This window comes from Thiomonas delicata, assembly GCF_900088825.1.
Lineage (GTDB): Bacteria > Pseudomonadota > Gammaproteobacteria > Burkholderiales > Burkholderiaceae_C > Thiomonas_A > Thiomonas_A delicata.
In genome coordinates this window covers 474,536-490,687 of the sequence record NZ_LT592171.1, presented here as the reverse complement: position 1 = coordinate 490,687, position 16,152 = coordinate 474,536, and the positions used below count along the sequence as shown (strand labels likewise).

14 protein-coding genes are annotated in these 16,152 nt (G+C 64.4%); 5 read left to right on the top strand and 9 right to left on the bottom strand.

Annotation, left to right across the window (positions count from 1 at the left end; translation table 11 throughout):
* Positions 1-43 precede the first annotated feature (43 nt).
* The 4 genes from greA to carA all read right to left on the bottom strand — a co-directional run bounded on the left by greA (position 44) and on the right by carA (position 5,710).
* Positions 44-505, bottom strand: a complete 462-nt coding sequence (gene greA / locus THIARS_RS11850) for a transcription elongation factor GreA (RefSeq protein ID WP_425444247.1) — start codon at positions 503-505, stop codon at positions 44-46.
* Between the two features lie 86 nt (positions 506-591).
* Positions 592-3,834 (bottom strand): carbamoyl-phosphate synthase large subunit, encoded by a 3,243-nt coding sequence (gene carB / locus THIARS_RS11845; protein WP_094161115.1) that lies wholly within the window; start codon positions 3,832-3,834, stop codon positions 592-594.
* A gap of 40 nt (positions 3,835-3,874) precedes the next feature.
* The gene (leuE, locus tag THIARS_RS11840; protein ID WP_094161114.1) at positions 3,875-4,528 is read right to left on the bottom strand and encodes a leucine efflux protein LeuE; all 654 of its coding nucleotides are present in this window, start codon (positions 4,526-4,528) and stop codon (positions 3,875-3,877) included.
* A gap of 18 nt (positions 4,529-4,546) precedes the next feature.
* A complete protein-coding gene (carA, locus tag THIARS_RS11835; RefSeq protein WP_094161113.1) occupies positions 4,547-5,710 on the bottom strand; it encodes a glutamine-hydrolyzing carbamoyl-phosphate synthase small subunit in 1,164 nt (387 codons plus the stop codon).
* Between the two features lie 173 nt (positions 5,711-5,883).
* Between carA and THIARS_RS11830 the strand changes: the two genes are divergently transcribed.
* The 5 genes from THIARS_RS11830 to xth all read left to right on the top strand — a co-directional run bounded on the left by THIARS_RS11830 (position 5,884) and on the right by xth (position 10,171).
* Positions 5,884-6,684, top strand: coding sequence for an energy transducer TonB (locus tag THIARS_RS11830; protein ID WP_186436670.1), 801 nt, complete (start codon positions 5,884-5,886; stop codon positions 6,682-6,684).
* Positions 6,685-6,844: 160 nt separating this feature from the next.
* Complete coding sequence (locus tag THIARS_RS11825) at positions 6,845-7,552, top strand: Bax inhibitor-1/YccA family protein (RefSeq protein ID WP_094161111.1); 708 nt, start codon at positions 6,845-6,847, stop codon at positions 7,550-7,552.
* A 137-nt stretch (positions 7,553-7,689) separates the two neighbouring features.
* The gene (locus tag THIARS_RS11820; protein WP_094161110.1) at positions 7,690-8,124 is read left to right on the top strand and encodes a VOC family protein; all 435 of its coding nucleotides are present in this window, start codon (positions 7,690-7,692) and stop codon (positions 8,122-8,124) included.
* A 215-nt stretch (positions 8,125-8,339) separates the two neighbouring features.
* Complete coding sequence (locus tag THIARS_RS11815; protein ID WP_245845988.1) at positions 8,340-9,221, top strand: alpha/beta hydrolase; 882 nt, start codon at positions 8,340-8,342, stop codon at positions 9,219-9,221.
* Between the two features lie 173 nt (positions 9,222-9,394).
* Positions 9,395-10,171, top strand: coding sequence for an exodeoxyribonuclease III (xth, locus tag THIARS_RS11810; RefSeq protein WP_094161109.1), 777 nt, complete (start codon positions 9,395-9,397; stop codon positions 10,169-10,171).
* A 39-nt stretch (positions 10,172-10,210) separates the two neighbouring features.
* Here the strand turns inward: xth and ntrC are convergent, their stop codons facing one another.
* The 5 genes from ntrC to THIARS_RS11785 all read right to left on the bottom strand — a co-directional run bounded on the left by ntrC (position 10,211) and on the right by THIARS_RS11785 (position 16,150).
* Entirely contained in the window at positions 10,211-11,791 is a 1,581-nt protein-coding gene (ntrC, locus tag THIARS_RS11805) for a nitrogen regulation protein NR(I) (protein WP_094161108.1), read from the bottom strand.
* A gap of 55 nt (positions 11,792-11,846) precedes the next feature.
* Positions 11,847-12,977, bottom strand: a complete 1,131-nt coding sequence (gene glnL, locus THIARS_RS11800) for a nitrogen regulation protein NR(II) (protein WP_425444246.1) — start codon at positions 12,975-12,977, stop codon at positions 11,847-11,849.
* Between the two features lie 16 nt (positions 12,978-12,993).
* The gene (locus tag THIARS_RS11795) at positions 12,994-13,512 is read right to left on the bottom strand and encodes a hypothetical protein (protein WP_141202396.1); all 519 of its coding nucleotides are present in this window, start codon (positions 13,510-13,512) and stop codon (positions 12,994-12,996) included.
* Positions 13,513-13,701: 189 nt separating this feature from the next.
* Positions 13,702-15,117 carry a type I glutamate--ammonia ligase gene (gene glnA / locus THIARS_RS11790; protein ID WP_094161105.1) on the bottom strand — a complete coding sequence of 472 codons (1,416 nt, stop codon included), beginning with the start codon at positions 15,115-15,117 and terminating at the stop codon, positions 13,702-13,704.
* 247 nt (positions 15,118-15,364) lie between these two features.
* Positions 15,365-16,150 (bottom strand): competence/damage-inducible protein A, encoded by a 786-nt coding sequence (locus THIARS_RS11785; RefSeq protein WP_094162105.1) that lies wholly within the window; start codon positions 16,148-16,150, stop codon positions 15,365-15,367.
* Positions 16,151-16,152 lie beyond the last annotated feature (2 nt).

Sequence of the window (16,152 nt, the reverse complement as noted above, 5' to 3'; positions counted from 1 at the left end):
CCGTGCGGGGTGTCGCCCATCTTCGGGCGGCCGGACGATGGGCTCATGCGTACCGTACCTTCACGATTTCGTAGCTGCGCACGCCGCCTGGCGCCATGACTTGGGCGGTGTCGCCCTCCTCCTTGCCGATCAAGGCGCGCGCGATGGGGGAACTGACGGAAATCATGCTGTTCTTGAGGTCGGCCTCGTCGTCGCCCACGATTTGATAGATGACGAGATCGCCGGTTTCTTCGTCGGACAGTTCCACGGTGGCGCCGAACACGACGCGGCCGTCGGCATGCAGTTCCGCCGGGTCGATGATTTGCGCCGAAGACAGCTTGGCCTCGATCTCGGCGATGCGGCCTTCGATGAAACCCTGGCGATCCTTTGCCGCCTCATACTCGGCGTTTTCCGACAGGTCGCCCTGGGCACGGGCTTCCGCGATGGCCTGAATGACGGCATGGCGATCGACCGATTTGAGGCGCTGCAGTTCGGCTTTGAGCTTTTCCGCGCCGCGGCGGGTCATGGGTGTAGGCATAAATGGTGCATCCAAGGAAATCAAAAAAAACGCCGCAGCAGCGCACTGCCACGGCGATTGTCCGGCTTTGGGTTTCAGTGTGCCAAACCGAGCGACCGATGTAAAGCCTGCAGCGGATAGACCTCGAGCCGATGCAGGCATTTCATGCCCTCCACGGCAGCTTCGGCGCCGGCGATGGTCGTGAATGTGGCGACCCGGCTGGCCAGCGCCGTGATGCGAATGGCGCGCGAGTCGGCAATGGCGTTGCGCCGTTCTTCCACGGTATTGACCACCAGCACGATTTCGCCATTCTTCATCATGTCGACCACGTTGGGCCGACCCTCGGTGACCTTGTTGACGACCTCGACCGACAACCCGGCCTCGGTCAGCGCTGCGGCCGTGCCGCGCGTGGCGGTCAGTTGAAAGCCCATGCCGACCAAGTCTCGCGCCACCTCGACCATGCGTGCCTTGTCGCTGTTCTTCACGGACAGGAACACCTTGGCGACGACCCCGTCGGTAACCTCGGGAAGGCGCGTCCCGGCACCGATCTGGGACTTGACGAAAGCCTCGCCGAAGCTGCGCCCCACGCCCATGACCTCGCCGGTGGATTTCATCTCGGGACCGAGAATGGGATCGACGCCGGGAAACTTGACGAACGGGAACACGGCCTCCTTGACACAGAAGTACTCGGGCACCACTTCCGCCGGAATGCGCTGCTGCGCCAAGCGGGTGCCCACCATGCAGCGCGCCGCGATCTTGGCCAGTTGCAGGCCGGTGGCCTTGGACACGAAGGGCACGGTGCGCGAAGCGCGCGGGTTCACCTCCAGGACGAAGATGCGGTCTTCGTCGCCATCCTGCTGAATCGCGAACTGCACGTTCATCAGTCCGACGACGTGCAGGCCGCGCGCCATCGCGACCGTCTGGCGCTTGAGTTCGGCGATGGTCGCCGCGCGCAGGGAATACGGCGGCAGCGAGCAAGCCGAGTCACCCGAGTGCACGCCCGCCTGCTCGATGTGTTCCATCACGCCGGCGACGAACACGTCGTGCCCGTCGCAGATGGCATCGACATCGCACTCGATGGCGTCGTTCAGGAAGCGGTCCAGCAGCACCGGGGAATCGTTGGAGACCTTCACCGCCTCGCGCATATAGCGCTCCAGGTCGCGCTGCTCGTGCACGATCTCCATTGCGCGCCCGCCCAGCACATAGCTGGGGCGCACGACCAGCGGATAGCCGATGTCCTCGGCCTTCTCGATCGCCTCGGCCTCGGACCGCGCGGTGCGGTTGGGCGGTTGCAGCAGGCCGAGATCGTTGATCAGTTTCTGGAAGCGCTCGCGGTCCTCCGCGGCGTCGATCATGTCCGGGCTGGTGCCGATGATGGGCACGCCGGCCGCTTCGAGCGCCAGCGCGAGCTTGAGCGGAGTCTGGCCGCCATACTGGACGATCACGCCCTCGGGCTTTTCCTTGTCGACGATTTCGAGCACGTCCTCCAGGGTCAGCGGCTCGAAGTACAGGCGGTCCGAGGTGTCGTAGTCGGTGGACACCGTCTCCGGGTTGCAATTGACCATGATGGTCTCGAACCCGTCCTCTCGCAAGGCCAGCGCCGCATGCACGCAGCAATAGTCGAACTCGATGCCCTGGCCGATGCGGTTCGGTCCGCCGCCCAGCACCATGATCTTCCTGCGCGTGGTCGGCTCGGCCTCGCACTCCTCCTCGTAGGTGGAATAGAGATAGGCCGTTTGGGTGGCGAATTCCGCGGCGCAGGTGTCCACCCGCTTGTACACCGGACGCACGCCGAGTTCGTGCCGGCGCCTGCGCACCGCGCTTTCCGTGCTCTTGAGCAGATGCGCCATGCGCCGGTCCGAAAAACCCTTGCGCTTGAGCCAGCGCATGGTTTCGGCGTCGATCTGCTCGAGTTGCGTGCGCTCGAGCTGCAGCTCGACGTCGACGATGTCCTTGATCTGTGCCAGGAACCAGGGATCGATGCGGGTGAGTTGGTGGACGTCCTCGAGGCTGAAGCCCTGCGCCAGGGCGTCGCCCAGATACCAGATGCGCTCGGGTCCGGGTTCGCCGAGTTCACGCTCGAGGGTTTCGCGGTCGGTGGTCTTCTGGTTGAGGCCGTCCACGCCGACCTCCAGCCCGCGCAGCGCCTTCTGGAAGCTTTCCTGGAAAGTGCGTCCGATGGCCATGACCTCGCCGACCGACTTCATCTGCGTCGTCAAGCGCGAATCGGCCTGCGGGAATTTCTCGAAGGCGAAGCGCGGCACCTTGGTGACGACGTAGTCGATGGTGGGCTCGAACGACGCCGGCGTTGCACCCCCGGTGATCTCGTTGCGCAGTTCGTCGAGGGTGTAGCCCACGGCCAGCTTGGCGGCGACCTTGGCGATGGGGAAACCCGTGGCCTTGGACGCCAGCGCCGACGAACGCGACACGCGCGGGTTCATCTCGATCACGATCATGCGGCCGTCCTTCGGGTTGATCGCGAACTGCACGTTCGAGCCGCCTGTGTCGACGCCGATTTCGCGCAGCACCGCGATGCTGGCGTCGCGCATGATCTGGTATTCCTTGTCCGTCAGGGTCTGCGCCGGCGCCACGGTGATCGAGTCCCCGGTGTGCACCCCCATCGGATCGAGGTTCTCGATCGAGCAGACGATGATGCAGTTGTCCGCCTGGTCGCGCACGACCTCCATCTCGAATTCCTTCCAGCCGATCAGGGATTCCTCGATCAGCAGTTCGCTGGTCGGTGAAGCCTCCAGGCCGCGCTTGCAGATGGTCTCGAATTCTTCCGGGTTGTAGGCGATGCCGCCGCCCGTGCCGCCCAGCGTGAAGCTCGGGCGGATGATGGTGGGAAAGCCGATGGTCTTCTGCACGCCCCAGGCCTCGTCCATGCTGTGGGCGATGCCCGAGCGCGCCGAGCCCAGGCCGATGCGGGTCATGGCCTGCTTGAACTTCTGGCGATCCTCGGCCATGTCGATCGCCGCGGGCTTGGCGCCGATGAGCTCGCAGCCGTACTTCTCCAGCACGCCGTGATGATGCAGGTCGAGCGCGCAATTGAGGGCCGTCTGCCCTCCCATGGTGGGCAGGATGGCGTCGGGCCGCTCCGCGGCGATGATGGTCTCCAGCACCTGCCAGGTGATGGGCTCGATGTAGGTGACATCAGCCGTCTCCGGGTCGGTCATGATGGTCGCCGGGTTGCTGTTGACCAGGATGACCTTGTAACCCTCTTCGCGCAGGGCCTTGCAGGCCTGGGCGCCGGAATAATCGAACTCGCAGGCCTGGCCGATGATGATGGGGCCGGCGCCGATGATGAGAATGCTCTGGATGTCTGTGCGCTTGGGCATGGAGTGATGCTGGTGGAATGCTGTGGAATGTGTCGCTGCGTCACTTGATCGACGCGGTGGCCAGTTTCACGCTGAAGGCCATGAACGCAGCGCCCACCACGCCGGTGAGGGACGCGGCGATACGGCGCCGGCGGCGGAAGGCCTCGGCCAGGCGGGAGCCGGCGAAGATCAGCGCGGACAGGTACAGCGCGCTGAAAACCTGCACGATGCCGCCCAGGATCAGGAAGGACAGCGCCGGATGCGGATATGCCGGGTCGACGAACTGGATGAAGAACGAGATGAAAAAGAAAATCGCCTTGGGGTTGAGCAGGCTGATGAGCAAGGCCTTGGCCAGCGGATGCGAGGCGTCGACCCGCGCGGGCGGCGCCGCTGGCGCCTCGGCTCGGCGCCAGCGGCGCAAGGCCGCGCGCAGCATGCTGAAACCGATCCACGCCAGATAGATCGCGCCGACGAGCTTGACCGCCGTGAACAACCAGGCCACCGCCTCCAGCAGGCTGGCCAGGCCGGCCGCGGCCAGGATCATCAGCACCGTGTCCCCCATGAAAATGCCGCATGCGCCGAGATAGCCCGCTTTCACGCCGCGTTGCGCCGCCACGCTCAGCACATAGAGCGAATTCGGCCCCGGCAGGAGGACGATGAACACCACCCCGAGCACGTACAGCCCGATGTTGGTGATGCCGAAAAGATCCTGCATGGCGGCCGCGTTCCGGATTCAAGCTACGGCGCGCTGGCCTTGCATCAGGCCGACGAAACGGTCGAACAAATCGAGAATGTCGTGCGGCCCCGGGCTGGCCTCGGGATGCCCCTGAAAGCAGAACGCGGGCCTGTCGCGGAATTCGAAACCCTGCAGTGTGCCGTCGAACAAGGACACATGCGTGGTCCGCACATGCGGCGGCAGCGTGGCCGGATCCACCGCGAAGCCGTGGTTCTGGCTGGTGATGCTGACACGCCCGGTGTCGAGGTTTTGCACCGGATGGTTGGCGCCATGATGGCCGAACTTCATCTTGAACGTGCGCGCCCCGGCGGCCAGGGCCATGATCTGGTGCCCCAGGCAGATGCCGAATGTCGGCACGCCGCGCTCGATCAGGGTGCGCGTGGCGGCAATGGCGTAATCGCAAGGTTCCGGATCTCCGGGGCCGTTGGACAGGAACACGCCGTCGGGTTTCATCGCCAGCACGGCCTCGGCCGAAGTCTGTGCCGGCACCACGGTGATGCGGCAGCCGCGCGCGGCCAGCAGGCGCAGAATGTTGAACTTCACGCCGAAGTCGTAGGCCACCACATGGAAATTTTGCTTGGCCTGCTCGCCATAGCCCCGGCCAAGGGCCCATGCCGTTTGCGTCCAGGCATACGGCTGGCGCGTGCTCACGACCTTGGCGAGATCCATGCCCGCCAGACCCGGGAATGCGCGTGCCCGTGCGAGCACATCGCCCACCAGCGCGGGAGTCACGGCCTCGCCGAGCGCCAGCGCCTTGATGCAACCGCTCTGCGCCCCCTTGCTCCGCAACAGGCGCGTCAGCTTGCGCGTGTCGACGCCCGCAATGGCGACCGTGCCCGAACGGCGCAGATGGTCGCCCAAGGCTTCGGTCCTGCGAAAATTGGAATCCTGCGCGGGCAGGTCCCTGATGATGAGGCCGGCGGCATGAATTCTCGCGGCCTCCACATCCTCCTCATTGATACCGACATTGCCGATATGCGGATAAGTCAGGGTGACGATTTGCCGACAATAGCTAGGATCGGTGAGGATTTCCTGATACCCGGTGATGGCAGTGTTGAAAACCACCTCACCCGAGGACTCGCCAGCCGCGCCGACGGACACCCCGTGAAAGACCGAACCGTCGGCAAGGGCCAAAATCGCTTTGGGTTGCAACGGCAGCATTGATTGTTCTCCGGGCTTGCGCATTGGCGCTGTGTTCGAGGTGCGCAAAACCATGTTCTCCAAGTCCCACGCAAATCCTTAAAATTATAGCCTCCGCACCTCCCTCGGAGCCGCCCGGCCCCATGCACGCGGCTCCTGCAAGCGCTCCTCCCGCCTTGGTCCGCGCCGCATCCATGCCCACCGCCCGTGACTTCTGGAGCGTGGCGCCTACGGTGCTGGCCCTGCATGTACTGGTGCTGTGGGGCTTGCAGATTTTTCTGGCGCCGCACACCGCGCCGGCCCCGCGCCACCTCGTGGACGTGCGATTGCTGCCGCGGCACCAAGACCAGGCTGACGACGGCACGCACTTCGCCATCGCCCCGAGCGGAACGCCCCACCGGCAACCGCATCGCCGCAGCGAGGCCGCCCAGGGGAAGCGCCACGCCGATGCGCCGCAGGACACTCCCCGCATCCCGCCTCCCCGCCCTGTCGGACTTGCGGGGCAGCCACCGGAGCCGCAGCCGACGGATCCGGGGCCATCCACGCAAAACTCCTCTGCAACTCCTTTGGACGTGGCCTCTGCGGCCATCCCCCCCAATTCGTCCGACCAAGCCCGGCAGACTCCGCCCGAAGCGTCGTTCCGAGCCGCCAGCGCGGCGCAACCGCGACGTCCCACCCATCCGTCGACCGCCACGGCCGCCATGACGCCGCCCAGTCTTGGCGCAAGTTATCTGCACAATCCCAAGCCCGTGTATCCCGCGCTCGCGCGCCGCCTGGGGGAGGAGGGCACGGTCGTGCTGCAAGTCAGGGTATCGGCAAACGGCCTCGTCGACAGCGTGTCCATACGTCGCACCTCGGGCTATCCGGAGTTGGACCGGGCCGCCTTGTCCGCGGTGCGGCAATGGACGTTCACGCCCGCCAGCCGCGCTGGCCGACCCGTGGCCGGCTGGGTCCTGGTGCCCATTCTGTTCTCGCTCGATGAATCCGCGGGTTGAACCTGCCCGGCAAGGGATTCAGGCCGATTTCAGACAAAACGTCTACACTCGCCGTGGTTGTCGTGGAGAAGGGACCGGAACTTGATCGGACCCCATGACTCCAAAGCGACATATGATGGTTTTCGGCTTGTCAATCATCAGCCATTCTGGGAGAACATTCATGGACGACCGCTTCAATCCCCAACCTACGATATATGGGCAAAATGCGGGTGGATTTGTCGCCGAGCGCAACCGCGTGCTGCGCAACACCTACACGCTGCTGGCCATTTCGCTCGTTCCAACCATATTCGGCGCCTGGGCCGGGTTGAAACTCGGCCTTGCCGCGTGGATGATCACCAACCCCGGCATGGGCATGCTGCTGTTTCTCGGCGGCGCGTTCGGGCTGATGTTCGCCATCGAACGCAACAAGAATTCCAGTCTCGGCGTGGGCCTGCTGCTGGGCTTCACCTTCTTCATGGGCCTGATGCTGTCGCAAATGCTCAGCTTCATCCTGGGCCTGGCCAATGGCGTGCAGCTCATCACCCTGGCCTTCGGCGGCACGGCAGCCATTTTCGCCGTGATGGCTTCGCTTGCCACCGTGGTCAAGCGCGACCTGAGTTCGCTGTCCAAGTTCCTGTTCATCGGCGTCATCATGCTGATGATCGCGGGCATCGCCAACATCTGGCTGCAAATGCCGGCGCTGATGATCATGTTCTCGGTCGTGGCCATCGGCATTTTCTCGGTGTTCATGCTGATCGACGTCAAACGCGTGCTCGACGGCGGCGAGACGAACTACATTTCGGCCACCCTCGCCATCTACCTCGACCTCTACAACGTGTTCGTCAACCTGCTGGCCCTGCTCGGCATTTTCGGCGGCAGCCGCCGCTGACAGCCAGCCCCGGCACCTCCCAAAACCCGGCTCCGCCGGGTTTTTTTTCTTGGGCGGCGCCACACATCGGACCCGGGCACGACCTAGACTTCAGTCGTCCTTGCCATTCTCGAACTGTCGCCCGACGACGCATTGCCATGACCCAGACCACCCATGCCATGCCCCCGTTTCATCTGGCCTTCCCCGTCGACGATCTCGCGCAAGCCCGTCGTTTCTATGGCGGCCTGCTCGGCTGTCCGGAAGGCCGCAGCGCGCCGGAGTGGGTCGATTTCAACTTTTACGGCCACCAGATCGTGGCGCATTTGGCACCCGCCGAGTGCGGGCACCGGACAACCAGCACCGTGGATGACCACCAAGTCCCCGTACGCCATTTCGGCGCCGTGCTGACCATGGAGCAATGGCACGAACTGGCGGACAAACTGCGTGCCGCCGGCGTGAAATTCGTCATCGAACCCTACATTCGCTTCAAGGGCGAAGTCGGCGAACAGGCCACGATGTTCTTTCTCGATCCGTCGGGCAATGCGATCGAGATCAAGGCCTTCGCCGACATGGCATCGCTGTTCGCAAAGTAGACCGATCCACGGCCTCCCGACCGACAGCCTCCCATTTGGCACGAACTGGAACGCAGCCGAGCGCCGTGGCAGCAAGTGCATGTGCTAGCTGGGGCCGCCCCGCTCCCACGCCCAAACGCCTCCTTCGAGCCAGCAGGGCTCATGCACCAGCGCGACACGACCATCGGCACGCATGCCAGAACTATCGCGAGGCGCTTCTGCCTTGCTTGGCGGCAGTGCCGCGCCGCCAACCGTTTCCAAGCCACGACAAGCGCCGTATCTTCTTCGGAAAACTGAGTGACGCCGTGATGAATCTCTATCGCAACATGGACCGGGCGGCTCTCGACGCGGCCTACAACAATGGCGCCGCCGTCCCCGGCAGCGCTGGGATTGTCGCAAGCTGGCAGGATCGCAGCAAACGTCTGCGCAGCATGCGCCCTGCCAAGCTCGACCTGCGATACGGCGAAGCCGAACGCAACCGACTCGACTACTTCGACGCTGGGGCCGGGACGCCATTGCTGGTCTTCATACACGGCGGATACTGGCAGATGCGGGAGAAGGAAACCTTCTCGTTTCTGGCCGCAGGGCCGCTCGCCCATGGCATCAGCGTCGCCTTGGTCGGCTACACGCTCGCGCCCGAAAAACGGCTCGGCGGAATGGTTGCGGAAATCAACGCGGCATTGGATTTTCTCGCGCCCAACAGCAACGCCCTTTATGTTTCAGGGTGGTCGGCGGGCGGCCACCTGGCCGCCATGGCCATGACCCATGCCGCCGTGAAAGGCGGCTTGGCAATCAGCGGGATCTACGACCTCGAACCAATCCGTTTGTGCTATGTCAACGACAAGCTTGGGCTTGATGACGAGGAAGTCCGGCGCCATAGCCCCCTGACCCTCGTCGCCCCCGGCAAACCCTTGCGTCTCGCTTATGGCGGAAATGAACTGCCCGAACTGCAGCGCCAGTCCGAAGCCTATTTCCAGGCGCTGCAATCGCAGCAGCGAGACCTCTGCGCCTTGCACAGGCTCGCCGGACACGACCACTTTTCCATCCTCGAGGAACTGGCTTCGCCGGATGGAGCGCTCATGCATGCCACGCGCCGACTCATGGGCACCGATCGATGATCGCCAGGGTTCATGGGCGTTCGGGCGGGACTTTGTGCGCCACCCGGCCCCATGCCGATGGTGCGGATCGGGGACGCGAGCGTGCCTGCGCCACGATCACCAATCCCTGACAATTCGGAGCCGTACCGCAGACATGCAGCTGCATGTCTTCAAATGCCCTCTCCTTCTCCGACATGAAACTCGCCACCTGGAACATCAATTCTCTTGCGGTGCGCCTGCCTCAGGTGCTGGACTGGCTGCAGGTCCACGAGCCCGATGTCCTGGTGCTGCAGGAAACCAAACTCACCGACGACAAGTTTCCGCATGCCGAATTGCAGCGGGCTGGCTGGCAGGCGCAGTGCTTCGGCCAGCGCACCTACAACGGTGTGGCGCTGCTGTCGCGGCAACCGGCCGACGAACCGGTGCACAACATTCCCGGGTTCGATGATGCGCAAGCAAGGGTGATCTCGGCCAGCGTGAAGGGGCTGCGCGTGGTGGGCGCCTATTTCCCGAACGGCCAGGAGCCCGGCAGCGACAAGTTCGCCTACAAGATGGCCTGGCTCGATGCATTGGAGTCCTGGCTGCGCGCGCAGCTTGCCCGCTATCCGAACCTGGTGCTGATGGGCGATTTCAACATCGCGCCGGAAGACCGCGACGTCTACGACCCGGAGGCCTGGCGCGGCAAGATCCATTGCACCGACGAGGAGCGGGCGCACTTCCGCAACCTGATCGGCCTGGGCCTGGTGGACGGTTTTCGCCTGTTCGAGCAGGCGCCGAAGAGCTGGAGCTGGTGGGATTACCGCAACCTGGCCTTCCGCAGAAACCAGGGGCTGCGCATCGACCATATCCTGGTGAGCGAGTCTCTGAAAAGCAAGGTGCTCTCGTGCAGCATCGACAAAACCCCGCGCAAGAACGAGCGTCCGAGCGACCATGCTCCGGTGCTCGCCGAGCTGGCCTGGCCGGCGCATTGACCAGCCCCGCCACACCCAGGCCTCGCCGCGAGGTCCAGCTCAGTCGTCGAGCCCCAGATCCTGGATCTTGCGGGTGATGGTGTTGCGCCCGATGCCGAGCTTGACCGCGGCCTCGATGCGGCGGCCGTGGGTGACATCGAGGGCGGCACCGATGACGGCGCGCTCGAAGCGTTGTGTGAGCAAATCCATGACCTCGGCCTGCCCGCCCTGCAGCAGTTCGCGGGCCAGGCGCGCCACCGCCGCCTCCCAGTCATCCTCGATCGCCGGCGTGGGCGCGCCGGAAGGACTGGCCGGAAGCGATGCGGCAGGAGACGACGGCTGCAGGCCAGCGGCGAACTGGGACAGCGCGGCCTCGTCCGGCACCTCCCGCACCACGCCCCCGGTGCCTGTCCCGATCGTGAGCGGGGGTATGTCGACCATCGCGGGAACCTGAATGGCCTGGGGCTGGGCGGTCGGCAAGGCGCGAGCGGGCTGGCGCAGTTCGGGCGGCAGATCCTTGGCATCCACCGTCAGGCCCGGCGCCATGACGGTGAGCCAATGGCAGATGTTCTCCAGCTCGCGCACATTGCCGGGAAAGGCATGGTTCTGCAGGACGAGGAGCGCCTCGTCCGACACGCGCTTGGTTTCCACCCCGAGTTCACGCGCGCTCTTTTGCAGAAAATGGCGCACCAGCAACGCAATGTCCTCGCGCCTTTCGCGCAGCGGCGGCAGGCGCAGGCGGATGACGTTGAGGCGATGGAACAAGTCCTCGCGGAACTGCCCCTGCTGCACCCGCTGCTCCAGGTTCTGGTGGGTGGCGGCGATGACGCGGACATGCGCCTTGATCGGGTTGTGGCCTCCCACGCGATAGAAGTTTCCATCGGACAGCACGCGCAGCAGCCGGGTTTGCAGCTCGTACGGCATATCGCCGATTTCGTCGAGAAACAGCGTGCCGCCCTCGGCCTGCTCGAAGCGCCCGCGCCTGGACGTCTGCGCGCCGGTGAAGGCGCCGCGCTCATGGCCGAACAGTTCGCTCTCCAGCAGGTCTCGCGGAATGGCTGCGGTGTTGATGGCGACGAAAGGACCGTTCGCGCGCGGGCTGTGGCGGTGCAGTGCCTGCGCCACCAGTTCCTTGCCGGTGCCTGACTCGCCGGTGATGAGCACCGTGACCTGCGAGGGCGACAGCCGGCCAATGGCACGGAACACGTCCTGCATCGCCGGCGCCTGCCCCAGCAGTTCGGGTGCGTCGATGCGGGCTTCCTCGCCGCCCTGTTCGCGCAGGCTCTCGTCGACCGCGCGCTGGATCAGGTCGACCGCCTTCTCCAGGTCGAAGGGTTTGCTCAGGTACTCGAAAGCGCCGCTCTGAAAAGCCGACACGGCGCTGTCCAGGTCGGAGTACGCCGTCATGATGATGACCGGCAGGCCCGGCTGGGTGCGCTTGAGCTCCTGCAGCAGTTCGATGCCGCTGCCGCCCGGCATGCGGATGTCGGAAACCAGGACCTGCGGCGCATCGTCGCTCAGCGCGATCTGCACGTCCCGGATGTTGGAGAAACTGCGGACCGGAAGACCGGCCTTCTCCAGGGCTTTTTCCAGCACGAAGCGGATGGATTGATCGTCGTCGACGATCCAGATGGGTTTCATGATGCGAGTCCCGCTGCAAAGGGCAATCGCGTGCCGGGTTCAAGGCCTGGCACCCTCAAGACAGCGGCATGAGGATGCGAAAATCGGTCAGACCGGGCTGGCTGTCGCATTCGATGGTTCCCTGATGTTGTTGGATGAAGGTCTGGGCCAGGGTCAACCCCAGGCCGCTACCACCGTCCCGCCCCGACACCAGCGGAAAGAACATACGGTCCTTGATGTCCGCCGGCACCCCAGGGCCGTTGTCCGTGATATGCAAGAGCAGTGCCAGGCGATGGCGCTGCTTGGTCAGCGTGACCTGCCGCGCGATGCGGGTCTTGAACACGATGCGCGCATCCCCCGCGCGCATGCGCTCGGCCAAGGCCTGCGCGGCATTGTGGGAGATGTTCAGAATCGCCTGGATGAGTTGCTCGCGGTCGCCGCGGAATTCCGGAATGCTGGCGTCGTAGTCGCGCACCACCGTGAGGCCCTGGGGAAACTCGGCCAGGATCACGGAGCGCACGCGCTCGAGCACCTCGTGGATATTCACGTCGCCGACCACGTGCGGACGCCTGTGCGGCGCCAACAGCCGATCGACCAGGGTCTGCAGACGGTCGGCCTCGTGAATGATGACCCGGGTGTATTCCTGCAACTCGCGGGTGTCGACCTCCATCTGCAGCAATTGCGCCGCCCCCCGAATACCGCCCAGAGGATTCTTGATCTCGTGCGCAAGATTGCGGATCAGGTCTTTGTTGGCCTGAGCATGGTTCAGCCACTGCTCCTCGCGCTCCTGCCGGGTCTGCTGCCCAAGTTCGACCAACTCCACCAGAAGCACGTCGGCGCCCTCGGTGCGGGCGACAATAAGCTGGGCCTGAATCGGGTCCGTCGCGGTGCGCGCCAGCACCGCGCAGTCGAAGCGCTTGCTGCTGAACTCGTTGGCATGCACTTGCCGCAGGGCCTCGTGCCACAAGGACTCCCGGGTAAGCCAGTGGGCCAGATCCTGCCCCAGGAGATGCCTGCGCGAGAGTCCCAAGCCGGCCTCCATCGCCGGATTGGCGTAAAGCACGCGCCCTTGCGGGTCGACCAGGGCCGCCATGGTGGCCAACCAGTCCAGCGCGGCCTGGGCTGGAAAATCAACGTCCGTCGATGCGCCCGGAACCGCAATGGGGTCGGCGGCGTCGGAAATCCCAGCCCTGCCTTGACGAGGCAATGGAGGATCGCCCCGGTTACGGCCCATAACGTTGCAACTCACGCTGCAGGGCCTGGATATTGGCCTCTGTCAACGTGATCTGGTTTTTCATCTGGGCCACGCGGTCAAGATAAGTCTGGTAGTTCTTCTCGTTCCCCAAGCGCTGGGGCTGGCCGTTGTTGTAGGCCTTGAGCAATCCCTCCAGCTTGAGTTGCTGGCTTTGCAGTTCGGCCTGGAGGATGCGACGCGCCTCTGCGTCGCGCTCCTTTTGCGTGGCGGCGCTGACGCGATCGGCGCCCGAGGCGCCATGCGTCGCGGTGGCTGGCTTTTTCGCGCTCGGCGCGGCGGGCGACAACACACTGACGTTGGCGTTGTCCACCGGTTTGCAATTCTTCGACTTCACCACACTGAGCATGTTCGTGTAGGAGTTGTCCGGACAACGATACACACGGTTCGGGTCAATCTCCTGCGCATGGGCGAACAAAGGCACGAGGGCCCAACCCCAGCAGGCGAGCATCTGGATCAGGCGACGGCGCAAAGCAGGGATACGGGGCATCGAAAACCTGTCGGAAGAAGGTGGATCGGCAGGGCTGAGTGTAAGACCATCGCAGCACCATGCACCGAAGCCGGAACTCGTGCAGCGAGCCGGATGCACCGGAAAACAACAAGGGGACGGCGAACCGTCCCCCCTGCGGCTTGCGCGGCCGGCGGCGTTCGCTATTACACGCGCGCCGGCCAGCCAGGATTACAGCGAGTAGTACATGTCGAATTCCACCGGATGGGTGGTCATGCGGAAACGCGTGACTTCTTCCATCTTGAGGCTGATGTAGGCGTCGATGAAGTCCTCGCTGAACACGCCGCCCTTGGTGAGGAAGGCGCGATCCTTGTCCAGGTACTCGAGCGCCTGGTCGAGGCTCGAGCACACGGTCGGGATCTTGGCGTCTTCTTCCGGCGGCAGGTCGTACAGGTTCTTGCTCGCGGCCTCGCCCGGGTGGATCTTGTTTTCCACGCCGTCCAGGCCCGCCATCAGCATGGCCGCGAAAGCCAGATAGGGGTTCGCGGTGGGGTCCGGGAAGCGCACCTCGATGCGGCGCGCCTTGTCGCTGGGCACGTAGGGCACGCGGATCGAAGCCGAACGGTTGCGAGCCGAGTAAGCCAGCTTCACGGGAGCCTCGAAGCCGGGAACCAGGCGCTTGTACGAATTGGTGCCGGGGTTGGTGATGGCGTTCAGGGCGCGGGCATGCTTGATGATGCCGCCGATGTAGTACAGCGCGAACTCGGACAGCCCGGCGTAACCGTTGCCGGCGAACAGGTTCTTGCCGTCCTTCCAGACGGACTGGTGCACGTGCATGCCGGAACCGTTGTCGCCGACCACGGGCTTGGGCATGAAGGTGGCGGTCTTGCCGTAGCTGTGAGCGACGTTCTGCACCACGTACTTCAGGATCTGGGTCCAGTCGGCGCGCTGCACCAGGGTGGAGAACTTGGTGCCGATCTCGCACTGGCCGGCGCCCGCCACCTCGTGGTGATGCACCTCGACGGGCACGCCCATTTGTTCGAGCAGCAGGCACATTTCGGAGCGGATGTCCTGCAGGCTGTCGACGGGCGGAACCGGGAAATAGCCGCCCTTGACCGCCGGGCGGTGGCCCATATTGCCGCCCTCGATCTTTTCGCCCGTCATCCAGGAGGCTTCGTCCGAGTCGATCTTGACGAAGCAGCCGGCCATGTCGACATTCCAGCGCACCTGGTCGAAGATGAAGAATTCGGGCTCGGGACCGAAGAAGGCGATGTCGCCAATGCCCGAAGCCTTGAGATAGGCCTCGGCTTTCTTGGCGATAGAGCGCGGATCACGGTCATACGGCTTGCCGTCGCCCGGCTCGAGCACGTCGCAGCTCAGCAGCAGCGTGGTCTCTTCCATGAAGGGGTCGATATTGGCCGTGTTGGGATCGGGCATGAGCAGCATGTCCGAGGCCTCGATGCCCTTCCAACCGGCGATGGATGAGCCATCGAATGCGTGCCCCTGCGTGAACTTCTCGTCATTGAAGGCCGAGATGGGCACGGTCACGTGCTGCTCCTTGCCGCGGGTATCGGTGAAGCGGAAATCGACGAACTTGACGTCGTGTTCCTTCACCATGCTCATCACATCAGCAACGTGTTTGGTCATGCAAATTCTCCAGTCTGGGGAGTGGGTTGGGAAACGGGACGGACGCTCGGGCAGCGCTCGGCTGTCTGGGCCCGATTGGGGTGTATTTCGGGGTATTGGATCCTGAATGACATCGAAAATCTAGCAGAAACCATGCCACGCATCGATGCATGAACGGCTTCGGGGCGCACCACAAAGAATGCCTGCTTCGCGCCCGAACGATGGGCATCGGCACCACCGCCATCTTGATGCACCGACATGGTGCAAATCACATTTTTCGCACCGTTTCCGTGCCAACCATGGCCTCCAGTTCCACGAGGCCCGCTTTTAGTGCGTCGAATGCGGGTTCCACCGCGGATGGCTCGCCCTTGACGCCGAGTTCGATATGCCGCCCCCATTGCGGATGGTCGACGCTTGGCAGGCTGAACACCTTGACGCCGGGATGCTCGCGTTCGATGCGCTCCATCAAGGGCGTGAGGTCCGACTCCATCGCTCCCTTGACGATGGCGGCCCGCTCGAGATACCGGCCGTGCCTGTGCAGACTCCTGAGAGGCCCGTCCAGGACCCACTCCAGCATGGGCCAGGCCATGACCGGGAATCCGGGCACGAAATAGTGCTCGCGGATGGAAAACCCCGGGATCTGGTTGTAGGGATTGGGAATGATGCTGCTGCCCTGGGGGAACATGCCCATTTGCAGACGCTGCTGGTTGGCCGGCTCTTGCGGGGAACCGAGCCCCGCGCTGGCGATGCGCTGCTGGATCAGCCGCTTGGCCTCGGGGTGCAATTCCAGGGGCACGCCGAGGGCGGCGGCGGCGCTCTGGCGCGTGTGGTCGTCCGGCGTGGCACCGATGCCGCCGCAGCTCAAGGCAACGTCACCGCGGCCGAAGCTGGTCTGCAGCGCCTGCCGCAGCAAGACCGGATCGTCGCCAAGATATTGCACCCAGCCGAGCTGCATGCCGCGCGCGGCGAGCAGCTCCTGGACGCGGGCAAAGTGCTTGTCCTGTCGCTTGCCCGAGAGGATTTCGTCGCCGATGATGTAGAGGCCGATGGTCATGG